At 57.5% G+C, this 14,098-nt stretch carries 25 protein-coding genes; 2 read left to right on the forward strand and 23 right to left on the reverse strand.

All coding sequences use genetic code 11. The features are described 5' to 3' along the window. The first annotated feature begins 11 nt into the window (after positions 1-11). Positions 12-821 (forward strand): hydroxyethylthiazole kinase, encoded by an 810-nt coding sequence (gene thiM / locus ADS46_RS07895; protein ID WP_066318513.1) that lies wholly within the window; start codon positions 12-14, stop codon positions 819-821. Further along, positions 811-1,422, forward strand: a complete 612-nt coding sequence (gene thiE / locus ADS46_RS07900) for a thiamine phosphate synthase (RefSeq protein WP_066318516.1) — start codon at positions 811-813, stop codon at positions 1,420-1,422. The genes thiM and thiE overlap by 11 nt, the downstream gene beginning before the upstream one ends. 4 nt (positions 1,423-1,426) lie before the next feature. Here thiE and ADS46_RS07905 read toward each other — a convergent pair whose 3' ends face one another. The 23 genes from ADS46_RS07905 to rpsC form a co-directional block, all read right to left on the reverse strand. After that, positions 1,427-2,302, reverse strand: coding sequence for a DMT family transporter (locus ADS46_RS07905; RefSeq protein ID WP_234346788.1), 876 nt, complete (start codon positions 2,300-2,302; stop codon positions 1,427-1,429). A 94-nt stretch (positions 2,303-2,396) separates the two neighbouring features. Beyond that, on the reverse strand, positions 2,397-3,650 hold the full coding sequence (locus ADS46_RS07910; RefSeq protein WP_234346789.1) for a D-alanyl-D-alanine carboxypeptidase: 1,254 nt from the start codon (positions 3,648-3,650) through the stop codon (positions 2,397-2,399). 234 nt (positions 3,651-3,884) lie between these two features. Beyond that, positions 3,885-4,271 (reverse strand): 50S ribosomal protein L17, encoded by a 387-nt coding sequence (gene rplQ, locus ADS46_RS07915; RefSeq protein ID WP_066318522.1) that lies wholly within the window; start codon positions 4,269-4,271, stop codon positions 3,885-3,887. 39 nt (positions 4,272-4,310) lie between these two features. Continuing rightward, positions 4,311-5,306 (reverse strand): DNA-directed RNA polymerase subunit alpha, encoded by a 996-nt coding sequence (locus tag ADS46_RS07920; RefSeq protein WP_066318524.1) that lies wholly within the window; start codon positions 5,304-5,306, stop codon positions 4,311-4,313. Between the two features lie 98 nt (positions 5,307-5,404). Next, positions 5,405-6,025: a 30S ribosomal protein S4 gene (gene rpsD, locus ADS46_RS07925; protein ID WP_066318527.1), complete on the reverse strand. Its 621-nt coding sequence runs from the start codon at positions 6,023-6,025 to the stop codon at positions 5,405-5,407. 12 nt (positions 6,026-6,037) lie between these two features. Continuing rightward, complete coding sequence (rpsK, locus tag ADS46_RS07930) at positions 6,038-6,424, reverse strand: 30S ribosomal protein S11 (RefSeq protein ID WP_027337525.1); 387 nt, start codon at positions 6,422-6,424, stop codon at positions 6,038-6,040. Positions 6,425-6,463: 39 nt separating this feature from the next. After that, positions 6,464-6,820, reverse strand: coding sequence for a 30S ribosomal protein S13 (gene rpsM, locus ADS46_RS07935; RefSeq protein WP_066318529.1), 357 nt, complete (start codon positions 6,818-6,820; stop codon positions 6,464-6,466). A 124-nt stretch (positions 6,821-6,944) separates the two neighbouring features. Next, positions 6,945-7,058 (reverse strand): 50S ribosomal protein L36, encoded by a 114-nt coding sequence (rpmJ, locus tag ADS46_RS18500; RefSeq protein WP_009099023.1) that lies wholly within the window; start codon positions 7,056-7,058, stop codon positions 6,945-6,947. 29 nt (positions 7,059-7,087) lie between these two features. Beyond that, complete coding sequence (gene secY, locus ADS46_RS07940) at positions 7,088-8,419, reverse strand: preprotein translocase subunit SecY (protein WP_066318532.1); 1,332 nt, start codon at positions 8,417-8,419, stop codon at positions 7,088-7,090. Further along, positions 8,420-8,854, reverse strand: a complete 435-nt coding sequence (gene rplO, locus ADS46_RS07945; protein ID WP_066318535.1) for a 50S ribosomal protein L15 — start codon at positions 8,852-8,854, stop codon at positions 8,420-8,422. 3 nt (positions 8,855-8,857) lie between these two features. Beyond that, positions 8,858-9,040, reverse strand: a complete 183-nt coding sequence (rpmD, locus tag ADS46_RS07950) for a 50S ribosomal protein L30 (RefSeq protein WP_066318538.1) — start codon at positions 9,038-9,040, stop codon at positions 8,858-8,860. Positions 9,041-9,046: 6 nt separating this feature from the next. Continuing rightward, on the reverse strand, positions 9,047-9,547 hold the full coding sequence (gene rpsE / locus ADS46_RS07955; protein ID WP_066318541.1) for a 30S ribosomal protein S5: 501 nt from the start codon (positions 9,545-9,547) through the stop codon (positions 9,047-9,049). Between the two features lie 12 nt (positions 9,548-9,559). Then, entirely contained in the window at positions 9,560-9,910 is a 351-nt protein-coding gene (gene rplR / locus ADS46_RS07960) for a 50S ribosomal protein L18 (RefSeq protein WP_066318549.1), read from the reverse strand. Positions 9,911-9,919: 9 nt separating this feature from the next. Further along, positions 9,920-10,450: a 50S ribosomal protein L6 gene (gene rplF, locus ADS46_RS07965; protein ID WP_066318551.1), complete on the reverse strand. Its 531-nt coding sequence runs from the start codon at positions 10,448-10,450 to the stop codon at positions 9,920-9,922. A 9-nt stretch (positions 10,451-10,459) separates the two neighbouring features. After that, positions 10,460-10,852 carry a 30S ribosomal protein S8 gene (rpsH, locus tag ADS46_RS07970; protein WP_066318553.1) on the reverse strand — a complete coding sequence of 131 codons (393 nt, stop codon included), beginning with the start codon at positions 10,850-10,852 and terminating at the stop codon, positions 10,460-10,462. 32 nt (positions 10,853-10,884) lie between these two features. Further along, positions 10,885-11,190, reverse strand: a complete 306-nt coding sequence (gene rpsN / locus ADS46_RS07975) for a 30S ribosomal protein S14 (RefSeq protein WP_066318556.1) — start codon at positions 11,188-11,190, stop codon at positions 10,885-10,887. 10 nt (positions 11,191-11,200) lie between these two features. Continuing rightward, positions 11,201-11,740, reverse strand: a complete 540-nt coding sequence (rplE, locus tag ADS46_RS07980; RefSeq protein ID WP_066318557.1) for a 50S ribosomal protein L5 — start codon at positions 11,738-11,740, stop codon at positions 11,201-11,203. Positions 11,741-11,758: 18 nt separating this feature from the next. Beyond that, on the reverse strand, positions 11,759-12,073 hold the full coding sequence (rplX, locus tag ADS46_RS07985) for a 50S ribosomal protein L24 (RefSeq protein ID WP_007111996.1): 315 nt from the start codon (positions 12,071-12,073) through the stop codon (positions 11,759-11,761). Between the two features lie 14 nt (positions 12,074-12,087). Then, positions 12,088-12,459: a 50S ribosomal protein L14 gene (gene rplN / locus ADS46_RS07990; RefSeq protein WP_066318559.1), complete on the reverse strand. Its 372-nt coding sequence runs from the start codon at positions 12,457-12,459 to the stop codon at positions 12,088-12,090. Between the two features lie 50 nt (positions 12,460-12,509). Beyond that, entirely contained in the window at positions 12,510-12,770 is a 261-nt protein-coding gene (gene rpsQ / locus ADS46_RS07995) for a 30S ribosomal protein S17 (protein WP_066318561.1), read from the reverse strand. Between the two features lies 1 nt (position 12,771). Beyond that, entirely contained in the window at positions 12,772-12,963 is a 192-nt protein-coding gene (gene rpmC, locus ADS46_RS08000; protein WP_066318563.1) for a 50S ribosomal protein L29, read from the reverse strand. Continuing rightward, a complete protein-coding gene (gene rplP / locus ADS46_RS08005; RefSeq protein ID WP_066318565.1) occupies positions 12,963-13,376 on the reverse strand; it encodes a 50S ribosomal protein L16 in 414 nt (137 codons plus the stop codon). Before rplP ends, rpmC begins: the two co-directional genes overlap by 1 nt. A 15-nt stretch (positions 13,377-13,391) precedes the next feature. Continuing rightward, positions 13,392-14,096 carry a 30S ribosomal protein S3 gene (gene rpsC, locus ADS46_RS08010; RefSeq protein WP_066318566.1) on the reverse strand — a complete coding sequence of 235 codons (705 nt, stop codon included), beginning with the start codon at positions 14,094-14,096 and terminating at the stop codon, positions 13,392-13,394. Positions 14,097-14,098: the final 2 nt, after the last annotated feature.

Genomic DNA, 14,098 nt, shown 5'->3' on the forward strand with positions numbered 1-14,098 from the left:
GGGAGGACTTCATGACCATCCCCAACTTTGGCGACAGCTTGACGGCGCTGCGCGACACCACCCCGCTTATTCACTGCATCACCAACTATGTCGCGATGAACAGCACCGCCAACGTGCTGCTGGCCACCGGGGCGTCACCCGCCATGCTGCATGCCACCCAGGAGGTTGCTGAATTCACCGCGCTGGCCGATGCGCTGTCGATCAACATCGGGACGCTTTCATCGCCCTGGGCGGAGGCCATGCTGCTTGCCGCGCGCACCGCTCGCGCACACGACACGCCCTGGGTGCTGGACCCCGTCGCCGTGGGCGCGACCCGTTATCGCCAGGAAGTCTGCGCCGACCTTTTAGCCCTTCAGCCCAGCGTCATTCGTGGCAACGCCTCTGAAATTCTGGCGCTGGATGGGCTGGCCCACCAGGGCCGTGGGGTTGATGCCACTGCGTCCACCGACGATGCCGTAACGGCCGCCATGGCACTGGCCGAGGGGCAACAGTGTATCGTCGCCATGACCGGTGAACGGGATAGAGTCACCGACGGAAAAGCCTGCTACACGATCAGCGGCGGGCATCCTTTGATGCCCCGTGTCACGACCTTGGGGTGCGGGCTCAGCGCTCTGGTGGCCGCCTTTGTCGCCGCCAACCCGGACGAGCCGCTGAACGCCAGCAGTGCCGCCGTGGCGTGTTTTGCGGCAGCCGGAGAGCGTGCCGGGGAGACCGCCCAGGGGCCGGGCAGTTTTTACGTTGCCTTGTTGGACGCGCTTTATCAGCTCACGCCTGATGCGCTTAACCACTTCGCCCGGCGGGAGGTCCGCGATGCCCTTTGATCTGTCGCTTTATCTGGTCACCGACGCAACCCTGTGCCAGCACCATGGTCTTGAGCGCACTGTCAGCGAGGCTGTCCGCGGTGGCGTCACCATGGTGCAGCTGCGCGACAAGCAGGCAAGCGATGCACAGATGATTGACCAGGCACGGCGTTTGAAAGCCTTGCTGGCAGGTAGCGGGGTGGCGTTGATCATCAACGACCGCCTTGAGGTGGCGCTTGCCAGTCAGGCCGACGGACTGCATGTCGGTCAGAGCGATACCACGGTACGCCAGGCCCGGGCGGCGATGGGGCCACAGGCCATATTGGGGCTTTCGATCAACACCGTGGAACAACTTCATGACGCGCCCATTGATCAGCTTGACTACGTGGGCATCGGGCCGATCTTTGCCACCCCCAGCAAACAGGATCACGCCCAACCGATTGGTTTTGGCGGCCTTGCTTCCTTGATCAAGGAATGCCCGATTCCCAGCGTGGCCATCGGCGGGCTGAATGCCAGCCATGTGACTTCGATACGGCGGGCAGGCGCTGACGGGCTAGCGGTCATCTCGGCGATCTGCGGCCAGCCCGACCCCGAGGCGGCGGCTCGCGCCTTCCAGCGTTAACAGCCTAGGCCGTTGGGCGGCGCTTCAAGGTGGTTCGCCGGTCGTGATAGGCAATCGCCAGGCCGCTTGCCATGATCAAGGCGCTGCCCACCCATACCCAGAGGTCGGGCAGCTCGCCCCAGAACCACCAGCCGAGCAGCACTGCCCAGAGCATGGCGGTGTAATCGAATGGGGCGGCTATCGCTGCTGGCGCGAAGCGAAACGCCAGGGTAATAAACGCCGTCGCGCCCACGCCCAGTACGCCAGACGCCAAAAACCCCAGCCAGTGCCAGGGCAGCGGCGTCTGCCAGACCCAGGGCAGGGTCAGCCCCGTCACTATAAGGGGCACAGAGGTCATGTAGAACAGCATCGCCCAAAGGTGTTCACGGCCCCCGTAGCGGCGTGCGGTAATCATCATCAGGGCATAGAACAGCGCCGCCCCCACCAGCACCAGGGCGCCCAGTTGAAAGGCATCGCTATCAGGACGAACAATAATCAACACCCCGACAAACCCCACCAGTGAGGCAATAAGCACCGGCGGTTCGATGCGCTCTCCCAACAACGGCACCGATAGCAGGGTGACAAACAGCGGCGCCACGAAGGCGATCGCCGTGGCCTCGGCCAGCGGTAAGAGCGTCAACCCCCATACGAAACAGACCATGGTGGCGGTATAGATCAAGCCGCGTAGCAGATGCACACCCGGGCGCCGGGTCCGCAACTTGCGCAAGCCACCGGCAAAATGAGCAAGCAGCGCAATCAGCGGCAGCGAGACCAGCGCCCGAAAGAAGATGATCTGCAGTGGCGAATGCACCTCGCCCAACCACTTGGAGACAGCGTCCCCCAGTGCCAGGAAAAGGACACCAGTACACATGCAGAGTATGCCTTTCAGCGACGTTGTCACCGCTCCCTCCTTTTTATTGCCTAACATTGATTGACTGAAAACTAAAAAACCCCGCCAAAAGAACCTTTGGCGGGGTTTTTGGCACTTTTCCGCGCTACAGGCTGGCGTTGACGACCATGCAGTCCATTCCCCGCGAGCGAAGCTGTTCGCAGGCCTGGCGCGCCTGCTGCTCTTCAAGCGCCATCAGCCGGGCCCGAAATATCGGGCTTTGCCCTACCGAGGTATCGATCGCCACTTGGCCATCGAGGTCACGGGGCAGGTAGGTGGCAGCTTGACGTGCATAGCGCTGGGCTTGATCTTCCTGGCTGAAGGCGCCCACCTGGATCCCCCAGCCACCTGCCGCACGGGTTGCCATGACACGCTCGCGGTCGATAAAGGCCTGCAACGGATCCGTTTGCGGCGCTGAATCTTGCGTTGTTGCCACCGTCGGCGGCTCAAATGGCGCCGTTTCAGGCGAGTAAGACGCCACAACGGGTGACGCTTCAACCGGTGCAGGCGTTGGTGTTGGCGTGGGCGTATGAGAAGGGGTTGGGGCAAAGGCCATGTATTCTTTGGAAAAATCAAGATCGGCCAACCAGTTAGACTTATCCAGAAGGGCGGCACGGGTGAAGCTACGATCCAGCAGATTGGCCATGTGCTTATCCCGCGACTGGGCGGTAAACCCGCCCATCACAATAGCCATCAAGCGTCGGTCACCCCGCTTGGCCGTGGTGATCACGTTGAAGCCTGAAGCGCGGATGAAACCGGTCTTCAAGCCATCTGCACCGGGGTAGTCACGCACCAGTCGGTTGTGACTGGTGTGCCGGGTGCCGCGATAAGTGAATTCCTGCAGGCCAAAATAATGGTAGTAGTCGGGGAAGTCCCGCATCACGCGGACTGCCAGGGTGACCATGTCGCGTGCTGTCGTAATCTGCCGATCATCGGGAAGCCCGGAGGCATTGCGGAAGGTGGTATGGCGCATCCCCAGCTCGCGAGCTTTTTCGGTCATTAACTGGGCAAAGCGCCGTTCGCTGCCACCCAACGCCTCGGCCATGACGACCGCCACGTCATTGGCAGAACGAACGGCGAGCGCGCGAATGGCTTCATCGACCAGAATCGAGCTGCCTGGGGAAAGCCATAATTTTGTTGCGGGCATGGACGCTGCCTGTGACGATACCGGCAGCGGCTGATCCAGCTGCAATCGGCCTTCTTCAAGTGCTTCAAACGTCAGATAAAGGGTCATGACCTTGGTCAGCGAGGCCGGGTAACGGCGAGCATCCGCGTTTTCCGAATACAGTACCTCACCTTCATCAAGGTCGACGACCATCCCGGCATAGCGTGGATTGGCCGCTTGAAGGGGCAGTGACATGGCAATGAACAACATTCCTGTGATCAGCGATGCTGCCCTGATGGATGCGCCTCGCCAACATTGTCTCGCTCTCATACGTCCCCCTGACATTTTGTTTTATACCACTGCCATGATAATTGCCTTTACTTCAGGCTAATGCCCTGAGTATATACGTTGAACTGGTTAATCGGCACCATAAAAAAACCGACCCACAAGGGGTCGGTTTTGGTGTTGACCAGGTGTCAAAGAAGCGAATTACTCTTCTGCAACGGCCTCTTCAACCACCGGACGATCGACAAGCTCAACGTATGCCATGGGCGCATTGTCGCCGGTGCGGTAACCGCACTTGAGAATACGGACGTAACCGCCCGGACGCTCGGCGTAACGCGGACCCAACTCGTTGAACAGTTTGCCGACGGCTTCTTTAGAGCGCGTGCGGGCAAACGCCAGACGGCGGTTGGCAACGCTGTCCTGCTTAGACAAGGTGATCAGCGGCTCGATAACGCGACGCAACTCCTTGGCTTTGGGCAGGGTTGTCTTGATAACTTCATGTTCGACCAGCGAGACAGACATGTTCTTGAACATGGCCTGCCGATGCGAGCTGGTGCGATTCAGATGACGACCACTCTTACGATGACGCATGGTTGTAATTCCTTACCAAACTGGGACTCGAGTCGACACTCACGCGGAGGCCTTGTCGTCCTTCAGGCTAGCGGGTGGCCAATTTTCCAACCGCATGCCGAGGGACAAGCCGCGCGCCGCCAATACATCCTTGATTTCATTCAAGGACTTTTTACCGAGGTTCGGGGTCTTCAACAGCTCAACTTCAGTACGCTGAATCAGATCACCGATGTAATAAATATTCTCGGCTTTCAGGCAGTTCGCGCTGCGAACGGTCAACTCAAGATCGTCTACGGGGCGCAATAGGATCGGATCGACGTGATCCTCTTCCTCTTCGACTTCCTGCTCTTTATCTGCTTCCAGGTCGACGAAGGCGGCCAGCTGCTCTTGCAGGATGGTCGCACTGCGGCGGATAGCCTCTTCCGGATCCAGAGTACCGTCGGTTTCCAGATCGATAATCAGCTTATCGAGGTCAGTACGCTGTTCTACACGAGCAGCTTCGACCGCGTAGGAAACTCGGCGGACAGGGCTGAAGGTAGCATCCAGCTGCAGGCGGCCAATGGCACGGGACTCTTCATCAGAGCCACGGGCGTCAGCCGGTTCGTAGCCACGACCCATCGCTACCTTAAGCTGAATCTTCAGCTCGGTACCTTCATTGACATGCGCAATGATGTGGTCCGGGTTGACGATTTCGACGCTATGATCAAGCGCAATGTCGCCAGCGGTGACGACGGCTGGGCCCTGCTTGTTCAGCGAGAGCACCGCCTCATCGCGGCTGTGCATCTTGATCGCAACATCTTTCAAGTTCAGGAGGATTTCAATGACATCTTCCTGCACCCCTTCGAGAGCACTATATTCGTGCTCGACACCCGCAATTTCAGCCTCTACCACGGCACAGCCGGGCATGGACGAAAGCAGAATGCGACGCAGTGCATTCCCCAGGGTGTGACCAAAGCCGCGCTCGAACGGTTCGAGAACGATCTTGGCATGATGTGCGCTGATTTCTTCGACCTTGATGTCACGAGGACGGAGAAACTCTGTCACTGAACGCTGCATATGAACACCTTTCAGGCTGCCAAACGGATACTTGATACTCGGTACGGCTGGGTGCCAGTGCTAAACCGGCACCCAGCCGACAAGAAACAGAAAACTGCTTACTTGGAGTAAAGCTCGACGATCAGGTTTTCGTTGATGTCGGCAGACAGGTCACCGCGTTCAGGCAGAGCCTTGAAAGTGCCTTCCATCTTCTTGGCGTCGGTTTCGATCCACGCCACATCACCACGGTTGGCCGCAATGGACAACGCGTTTTGAATGCGAGCCTGGTTCTTCGCCTTTTCGCGAATGGAAACAACGTCACCCGGCTTCACTTGGTAGGAAGCGACATTGACGCTGCGACCGTTCACGCTAATCGCCTTGTGGCTGACCAGCTGACGCGCTTCAGAGCGAGTCGAGCCGAAGCCCATACGGTAGACGACGTTATCCAGTCGGGATTCGAGCAACTGCAACAATACTTCACCGGTCGCGCCTTTCTGGCGAGCGGCTTCTTTGTAGTAGTTACGGAACTGCTTTTCGAGTACGCCGTACATGCGACGTACTTTTTGCTTCTCGCGAAGCTGCAAGCCGTAGTCTGAAAGACGTTGACGGCGCTGGCCGTGTACACCCGGAATCTGCTCGGATTTACACTTTTTCTCGAAGGGAGTCACGCCACTCTTCAAAAAGAGGTCGGTGCCTTCACGACGAGACAGTTTGCACTTCGGTCCAATATAACGAGCCATGAATCTGTCTCCTTAAACGCGGCGTTTCTTCGGCGGACGGCAGCCATTATGGGGGATGGGCGTCGCGTCGATAATGCTTTGCACGCGGAAGCCGGCGGCATTCAGTGCGCGCACGGCGGATTCACGACCGGGACCTGGGCCTTTGACCAGCACGTCGACGTTTTTCACACCATACTCGGCTGCAGCAGTTGCTGCACGTTCACTTGCCACTTGAGCAGCGAACGGGGTGCTCTTGCGAGAACCACGAAAACCCGAACCACCGGCAGTCGCCCATGACAGAGCGTTGCCCTGGCGGTCTGTGATCGTCACGATCGTGTTGTTAAAAGAGGCATGGATATGCGCAACGGCATCCACTACCTGCTTTTTAACCTTTTTACGGTTACTACGCGGGTTAGCCATGTTGATGTCTATTCCTGTCTTTACGCCAGAACGTGCGTGTTATTTGCGGATCGGCTTACGCGGGCCCTTACGGGTACGCGCGTTAGTCTTGGTCCGCTGACCACGCAGCGGAAGACTACGACGATGACGCAGACCACGGAAACAACCTAAGTCCATGAGACGCTTAATGTTAAGCGTGACATCACGACGAAGGTCGCCCTCTACGGTGTACTTACCAACTTCAGAACGCAGGGTGTCGACTTCATCAGAAGACAGGTCCTGGATCTTGGCAGTCGGCGCGATACCGGCAGCAACACAGATGTGTTCTGCACGTGTACGGCCAATCCCGAAGATATAGGTCAGCGAGATCGCCGCATGCTTGTTGTCCGGGATATTGACGCCTGCAATACGGGCCATCAGCTTACTCCGAAATTTGAGCGGCTTGCTCGTTAATCATCTTTAAAAGGCGCAACAGCATACCCCCTTTTTACACCCGAAGGCAAGGGGTATGCCGGCACCCGCTTAATACAGACCAGGAAAATTAACCCTGGCGCTGCTTGTGCCGCGGTTCGATGCAGATGACGCGAACTGCGCCATTGCGACGAATGATCTTGCAGTTACGGCACATTTTCTTTACGGAAGCTCGAACTTTCATCGTTCTCTCCAATACGGGCGGCAGGCGCCTTAGCGCATGATGCCGCCACTACCGTAGCCTTTCAGGTTGGACTTCTTCATCACTGAGTCATATTGATGCGACATGAGATGCGACTGCACCTGGGCCATGAAGTCCATGATGACCACTACCACGATCAAAAGCGAGGTACCGCCAAAGAAGAACGGCACGTTCCACGCTACGATCAGGAACTGGGGCATCAGGGAAACCGCAGTGATGTACAAGGCACCAAACAACGTTAACCGCGTCATGACCTTGTCAATATAGCGAGCGGTCTGCTCGCCAGGACGAATACCCGGCAGAAAAGCACCTGACTTTTTAAGATTGTCAGCTACATCCTTGGGGTTGAAGACCAGCGCTGTGTAAAAGAAGCAGAAGAATACCACTGCCGCCCCAAAAAGCAAGATGTAAAGCGGTTGGCCGGGGCCTAATGCTTGCGAAGCACGCTGCAACCACTCCATGCCATCGCCTGCGCCTACCCATTGGCCGATCGAGGCCGGGAAGAGCAGGATACTGGAAGCGAAGATGGCCGGGATAACACCCGCCATATTCACTTTCAGTGGCAGGTAGCTGCTTTGCCCTGCATACATCTTGTTGCCGACCTGGCGCCGCGGGTAGTTCACTTTAAGGCGGCGTTGACCGCGCTCGATGAACACCACGAACGCAACAGTCGCGATACCCAGTGCCGATAGCGCTAACAGTGGCAGTACGTTCCAGGCCCCTTCGTTGCGGGCCAGTTCAAACGCCTGACCTGCCGCACTGGGCAGCCCGGCCACAATACCGGCAAAGATCAGCAACGAGATACCGTTGCCAATGCCTTTCTCGGTAATCTGCTCACCTAGCCACATCATGAATACCGCGCCCGATACAAATGTAATCACGGCGGTAAAATAGAAGCTGAAATCAGCAGTGTACGCGATACCCTGGCTCGCCAGACCGACAGACATACCGACAGCCTGGATAAACGCCAGCAGCACCGTGCCGTAGCGGGTGTACTGGCTAATCTTGCGGCGGCCGGCCTCGCCTTCCTTCTTGAGCTGTTCAAGATGGGGAGAGACCGCAGTCATCAGCTGCATGATAATCGACGCCGAAATATAGGGCATGATACCCAGGGCGAGGACGCTCATGCGCTCCAGCGCACCACCCGAGAACATGTTGAACATGCCCAGGATGGTGCCCTGTTGCTCCCTGAACAAGGCAGCAAGCTGGTCAGGATTGATACCGGGAACGGGAATGTGGGCACCGATACGGTACACCACGATGGCGAGGAGCACGAAGCGCAAACGCGCCCACAGTTCACTCAGACCGCTGCCCATCGCCGGCATGTTTCCTGACTTGGCCATTTAGTCCTCTACCTTGCCGCCAGCGGCTTCGATCGCTTCACGGGCACCCTTGGTGACCTTGATGCCGCGAACGGTAACCGCTTTTTTCAGTTCGCCAGAAAGGATGATCTTCGCGTGTAGCGTTGCATCCTTCAGCACGTTTGCCTGCTTCAGCGTCTCGAGGGTCACCTCTTCGCCAGCCACCTGGGCCAGCTCAGCCAGGCGAACCTCTTCCGAGACCATCGACTTGGCCGAGGTAAAACCAAACTTCGGCAGACGACGCTGCAACGGCATCTGACCGCCTTCGAAACCTGGCTTGACGCTGCCACCGCTGCGTGCTTTCTGGCCTTTGTGGCCTCGGCCACCGGTCTTGCCCAGACCGGAACCGATACCACGACCAACGCGCTTTGCAGCGTGTTTAGAGCCCGCTGCCGGGCTCAAGGTATTGAGTTTCATGGATTACTCTCCCTCAACGCGCACAAGGTAGTTCACCTTGTGGATCATGCCGCGTACGGCAGGGGTGTCTTCCAGCTCAACCGAATGACCGATGCGACGCAGTCCCAGGCCGTTGATAGTGGCCTTGTGCCGGGGCTGAACGCCGATGGTGCTACGGATCTGGGTAACCTTGATCGTTGCTGCCATGGTGCCTTACCCCGTGATCGCTTCGACAGACAGGCCGCGTTTGGCGGCCACGTCATCCGGTGCTTGCATGGAAGCGAGACCTTTGACAGTCGCTCGCACCACGTTAACCGGGTTGGTGGAACCGTAGCACTTGGCCAGTACGTCATGGACACCAGCGAGCTCCAGTACAGAGCGCATGGCGCCACCGGCGATAATGCCGGTACCTTCAGAGGCCGGCTGCATGAATACCTTGGAAGCACCGTGACGGGCTTTAACCGGGTATTGCAGCGTATGGCCTGAAAGGTTGACCTTGACCATGTTGCGACGAGCTTGGTCCATGGCTTTCTGAATCGCGATCGGCACTTCACGCGCCTTGCCACGACCGAAACCAACACGACCTTTACCATCACCAACGACGGTCAGTGCGGTGAAGCCGAAAATACGACCACCCTTGACCACCTTGGCGACGCGGTTGACCTGCACAAGCTTTTCCTGCAGATCACCGCTTTGCTGTTCGTTCTTCGCCATCGTAAAAACCCTTTAGAATTCCAGGCCGCCTTCACGCGCGGCGTCGGCCAGAGCCTTGACGCGACCGTGATACTTAAAGCCAGCACGGTCGAAGGCCACCTGGGTGATGCCTGCTTCTTTAGCGCGTTCGGCAATCAGTTCGCCTACTTTCGTAGCGGCTTCTGAGTTGCCGGTCGCACCCTCGCGCAGTGCCTTGTCCAGCGTAGATGCGCTGGCCAGCACTTTGCCACCATCCGGCGAGATAATCTGCGCATAGATGTGACGCGGGGTACGGTTGACGCACAGGCGATACACGCCCAGCTCGCGGATCTTGGCGCGAGCGCGGCGGGCACGACGGAGACGAGATTCTTTCTTCGCGTTCATAACCCTGCCTTACTTCTTCTTGGCTTCTTTGCGACGCACCTGCTCGTCGGCGTACCGAACACCCTTGCCTTTATACGGCTCAGGGGGACGGAAGGCGCGGATTTCCGCGGCGCACTGACCGAGCTGCTGCTTGTCCGCGCTTTTCAGCACGACCACGGTGTTTTTCGGCGTTTCCGCTGATACACCTTCAGGCAGTTCGTAGTCGACCGGGTGCGAGAAGCCCAGTGAAAGATTGAGCGTCTGGCCCTTTACTTGGGCACGATAACCGACGCCAACAATTTCGAGGGTCCGTGTAAACCCCTCGGATACGCCCGTCACCAGGTTCTGGACCAGGGCGCGGGTAGTACCGGCCATTGCCCAGCTCTTGGCAGATTCACTCGGGGCGAAGGTCAGCTGGCCATCTTCTTGAGCCACTACCACGTCGTGGTGAATGGTCATTGACAGCGTGCCTTGGCCGCCCTTGGCGGTCAGCTGGTCGGCATCGATTTTAATCTCAACGCCGGCAGGCACTTTAACCGGATATTTCGCTATGCGGGACATTCCAGCCTCCTAGAATACGGTGCAGATGACTTCGCCACCAACACCCGCCTGGCGAGCGGCACGATCGGTCATCACCCCATTGGAGGTGGTCACGATCGCAATACCCAGACCATCGGCGACCTTAGGCAGGTTGTCCTTGCCCATGTAACGGCGCAAAGACGGCTTGGAAACCCGCTGGATATGGTCGATAACCGGCTTGCCCTCAAAGTACTTGAGGGTCACGGTTAATTCGGGCTTGGTGCTTTCAGCCACCGTGAAATCGGTGATATAGCCCTCTTCTTTCAGCACGCGGGCCACTTCCACTTTCAACTTGGAAGACGGCATGGAAACCGTCTCCTTGGTGGCCATCTGCGCATTGCGGATACGGGTAAACATATCCGCCAGAGTGTCTTGCATGCTCATTTAATGTGCGCTCCTGATGATTCTACGTGGCGTTACCAGCTGGACTTTTTCAGACCAGGAACGTCGCCACGCATGGCGGCTTCACGCAGCTTGTTACGGCCGAGGCCGAACTTGTTGTAAAAACCGTGCGGACGGCCTGTGACGCGGCAGCGGTTACGCTGGCGTACCGGGCTCGAATCGCGCGGCAGTTGCTGCAGCTTCAGCGTCGCCTCGAAGCGATCTTCCTCAGAAGCGTTCACATCTACGATGATTGCCTTGAGCTCAGCGCGCTTGGCCGCGTACTTCTCGACCAATTTGGTGCGCTTGAGCTCACGCTCTACCATGCTTTTTTTAGCCATGATCCAACCCTTATTTCTTGAACGGGAAGTTCAGCGCGGATAATAGCGCGCGACCTTCCTCGTCGGTGTTGGCGGTAGTGGTGATAGTGACGTCCAACCCACGGATTCGATCGATCTTATCATACTCGATCTCCGGGAAGATGATCTGCTCACGCACACCCATGGAGTAGTTGCCGCGACCGTCGAAGGACTTCGGGTTGAGACCACGGAAGTCACGCACGCGAGGAATCGCGATGTAGACCAGACGGTCCAAGAAGTCCCACATACGCTCGGCGCGCAGTGTTACCTTGATCCCGATGGGCCAACCTTCGCGCACCTTGAAGCCCGCGATGGACTTGCGTGCCTTGGTCACCAGCGGCTTTTGACCGGACAACATCTCCAGGTCGCCGATGGCATTGTCGATCAGCTTTTTATCGCTGACCGCATCGCCGATGCCCATATTAAGCGTCACTTTCGTGATGCGGGGCACCTGCATTACGTTGGCGTAGCTGAACTGCTCTTTGAGCTGTGCTACGACCTCGTTTTGATAACGTTCTTTCAAGTTCGCCATTTTGCTACCCGACTCGCGTTAGGCGTCGATCTGCGTCTGCGTCGACTTGTAGATACGTACCTTGGTACCGTCTTCCTTCACTTGGAAGCCGACGCGATCCGCCTTACCGGTCTCCGAATTGAAGATGGCTACGTTGGACGCGTGAATCGGAGCCTCACGCTCGACGATACCGCCCTGATTTCCCGCCATGGGATTTGGCTTGGTGTGACGCTTGATCATGTTCACACCGGACACCAAGAAGCGGTTTTCTAGTACCCGCTTAACAGTGCCACGCTTGCCCTTATCCTTCCCGGCGATGACGATGACTTCATCGTCACGTTTGATTTTTTGCATATCCGCCTCGCTCCTTACAGCACTTCAGGCGCTAAGGAAATGATCTTCATGAACTTCTCGTTACGAAGCTCACGAGTGACCGGCCCGAAAATACGAGTACCGACTGGCTGTTCGTTGGTGTTATTCAACAAAACCGCCGCATTTCCATCGAAACGGATCAGCGAACCGTCGTTACGACGGACGCCACTACGGGTCCGGACCACAACCGCTTTCATGACCTGGCCTTTCTTGACCTTGCCACGCGGAATGGCTTCCTTCACCGTTACCTTGATGATGTCACCAATGCGAGCGTAGCGACGGTGTGAACCGCCCAACACCTTGATGCACTGCACCCGGCGCGCTCCGCTGTTGTCGGCGACATCCAGCATTGTCTGAGTCTGAATCATCGGTTTTCTCCAAACCTAATCTGACTGCACTGGTTGAACAGGTGCATGGGTTACCCCTTGGCCTGCTCGACCACCTCGATTAGCGCCCAGGCTTTCTTCTTGGAAAGCGGACGGCACTCCTCAATGGAAACCGTATCGCCTGCCTTAGCCTGGTTCGCCTCGTCATGGGCGTGCAGCTTGGTGGAGCGCTTAACGTATTTTCCGTAGATCGGGTGACGCTCACGACGCTCGATCATTACGACGATGGACTTGTCCATCTTGTCGCTCACCACCTTGCCGGTGAGCGTACGTGCTTTTTTCTCTTCGGCCATCTCAGTCACCTGCCTTCTCGTTGAGCACAGTCTTCACACGGGCAATATCCCGACGGACCTGCTTGAGCAGATGAGTCTGGCTCAGTTGGCCGGTGGCCTTCTGCATGCGCAGGTTGAACTGCTCGCGGAGGAGTTCGAGGAGCTGCTCATGGAGCTCTCCTGCGGACTTTTCACGAATTTCCTGGGCTTTCATCACATCACCGTCCGTTTCGCAAAGGTGGTGGATATGGGCATTTTCTGTGCGGCAAGCTCGAATGCTTCACGAGCGAGCTCTTCAGGCACACCTTCGATTTCATACAGGACCCGACCCGGCTGGATCTGGGCTACCCAGTATTCGACGGAGCCTTTACCTTTACCCATACGAACTTCGAGCGGCTTCTTGGAAATCGGCTTATCAGGGAAGACGCGGATCCAGATTTTACCGCCACGCTTTACGTGACGTGTGATCGCACGACGGCCGGCTTCGATCTGGCGCGCAGTAACGCGACCACGACCGGTAGCTTTCAGGCCGTACTCCCCGAAGCTGATCTTGCTTCCGCGATGCGCCAGACCACGGTTGCGGCCTTTCTGCATCTTGCGGAATTTCATACGCTTGGGCTGTAACATCGACTCGCTCTCCCCTTACCTGGAACCTTTCTTCTTGGGCGCGTTGCCGGAAGGCTGCTGTTGCTTGGCCTTGGCACGTACTTCCTCGATACCACCGAGGATTTCACCCTTGAAGATCCACACTTTGACGCCGATAACGCCATAGGTGGTGTGAGCTTCGTAAGTGGCGTAGTCGATGTCCGCACGCAATGTATGCAACGGAACACGACCTTCGCGGTACCATTCGGTACGTGCGATTTCAGCACCACCCAGACGACCTGACAGCTGAATCTTGATGCCGCCAGCGCCAAGACGCATTGCGTTTTGCACCGCGCGCTTCATGGCACGACGGAACATCACGCGACGCTCAAGCTGGCCCGCTACGTTAGCAGCGACGAGCTTGGCATCCAGCTCCGGCTTGCGAACTTCTTCGATGTTCACGTGAACAGGAACACCCATCAACTCGGTGAGATCGCGACGCAGACGGTCGACATCTTCACCTTTTTTACCAATCACGATACCCGGACGGGCAGTGTGAATGGTGATGCGGGCGTTGTTCGCCGGACGCTCGATGTGGATACGGCTAACGGAGGCGTTTTTGAGACGCTGCTCCAGGAAGCTTCGCACTTCGAGATCGTTATTGAGCTTATCGGCATATGCGCCGCGCTCGGCATACCAGACAGAAGCATGGTCTTTGACGATGCCCAGTCGAATGCCTGTTGGATTGACTTTCTGACCCATCG

Source organism: Halomonas sp. G11 (assembly GCF_001663515.1).
Taxonomy (GTDB): domain Bacteria; phylum Pseudomonadota; class Gammaproteobacteria; order Pseudomonadales; family Halomonadaceae; genus Vreelandella.

Excerpts from the sequence above, each read along its gene's own strand:
- rpmC (WP_066318563.1), bottom strand. The coding sequence starts at position 12,963 with ATGAAAGCCCAGGAAATTCGTGAAAAGTCCGCAGGAGAGCTCCATGAG.
- secY (WP_066318532.1), bottom strand. The coding sequence starts at position 8,419 with ATGGCCAAGTCAGGAAACATGCCGGCGATGGGCAGCGGTCTGAGTGAA.
- thiM (WP_066318513.1), top strand. The coding sequence starts at position 12 with ATGACCATCCCCAACTTTGGCGACAGCTTGACGGCGCTGCGCGACACC.
- rplP (WP_066318565.1), bottom strand. The coding sequence starts at position 13,376 with ATGTTACAGCCCAAGCGTATGAAATTCCGCAAGATGCAGAAAGGCCGC.
- rpsM (WP_066318529.1), bottom strand. The coding sequence starts at position 6,820 with ATGGCCCGTATTGCAGGCGTCAATATCCCGGACAACAAGCATGCGGCG.
- rpsK (WP_027337525.1), bottom strand. The coding sequence starts at position 6,424 with ATGGCTAACCCGCGTAGTAACCGTAAAAAGGTTAAAAAGCAGGTAGTG.
- rplR (WP_066318549.1), bottom strand. The coding sequence starts at position 9,910 with ATGAACGCGAAGAAAGAATCTCGTCTCCGTCGTGCCCGCCGCGCTCGC.
- rplE (WP_066318557.1), bottom strand. The coding sequence starts at position 11,740 with ATGGCGAACTTGAAAGAACGTTATCAAAACGAGGTCGTAGCACAGCTC.
- ADS46_RS07910 (WP_234346789.1), bottom strand. The coding sequence starts at position 3,650 with ATGTCACTGCCCCTTCAAGCGGCCAATCCACGCTATGCCGGGATGGTC.
- rpsN (WP_066318556.1), bottom strand. The coding sequence starts at position 11,190 with ATGGCTAAAAAAAGCATGGTAGAGCGTGAGCTCAAGCGCACCAAATTG.
- rpmJ (WP_009099023.1), bottom strand. The coding sequence starts at position 7,058 with ATGAAAGTTCGAGCTTCCGTAAAGAAAATGTGCCGTAACTGCAAGATC.
- thiE (WP_066318516.1), top strand. The coding sequence starts at position 811 with ATGCCCTTTGATCTGTCGCTTTATCTGGTCACCGACGCAACCCTGTGC.
- rplQ (WP_066318522.1), bottom strand. The coding sequence starts at position 4,271 with ATGCGTCATCGTAAGAGTGGTCGTCATCTGAATCGCACCAGCTCGCAT.
- rplN (WP_066318559.1), bottom strand. The coding sequence starts at position 12,459 with ATGATTCAGACTCAGACAATGCTGGATGTCGCCGACAACAGCGGAGCG.
- rpmD (WP_066318538.1), bottom strand. The coding sequence starts at position 9,040 with ATGGCAGCAACGATCAAGGTTACCCAGATCCGTAGCACCATCGGCGTT.
- rpsE (WP_066318541.1), bottom strand. The coding sequence starts at position 9,547 with ATGGCGAAGAACGAACAGCAAAGCGGTGATCTGCAGGAAAAGCTTGTG.
- rplX (WP_007111996.1), bottom strand. The coding sequence starts at position 12,073 with ATGCAAAAAATCAAACGTGACGATGAAGTCATCGTCATCGCCGGGAAG.
- rplF (WP_066318551.1), bottom strand. The coding sequence starts at position 10,450 with ATGTCCCGCATAGCGAAATATCCGGTTAAAGTGCCTGCCGGCGTTGAG.
- rpsQ (WP_066318561.1), bottom strand. The coding sequence starts at position 12,770 with ATGGCCGAAGAGAAAAAAGCACGTACGCTCACCGGCAAGGTGGTGAGC.
- rplO (WP_066318535.1), bottom strand. The coding sequence starts at position 8,854 with ATGAAACTCAATACCTTGAGCCCGGCAGCGGGCTCTAAACACGCTGCA.
- rpsH (WP_066318553.1), bottom strand. The coding sequence starts at position 10,852 with ATGAGCATGCAAGACACTCTGGCGGATATGTTTACCCGTATCCGCAAT.
- ADS46_RS07920 (WP_066318524.1), bottom strand. The coding sequence starts at position 5,306 with ATGCAGCGTTCAGTGACAGAGTTTCTCCGTCCTCGTGACATCAAGGTC.
- rpsD (WP_066318527.1), bottom strand. The coding sequence starts at position 6,025 with ATGGCTCGTTATATTGGACCGAAGTGCAAACTGTCTCGTCGTGAAGGC.
- rpsC (WP_066318566.1), bottom strand. The coding sequence starts at position 14,096 with ATGGGTCAGAAAGTCAATCCAACAGGCATTCGACTGGGCATCGTCAAA.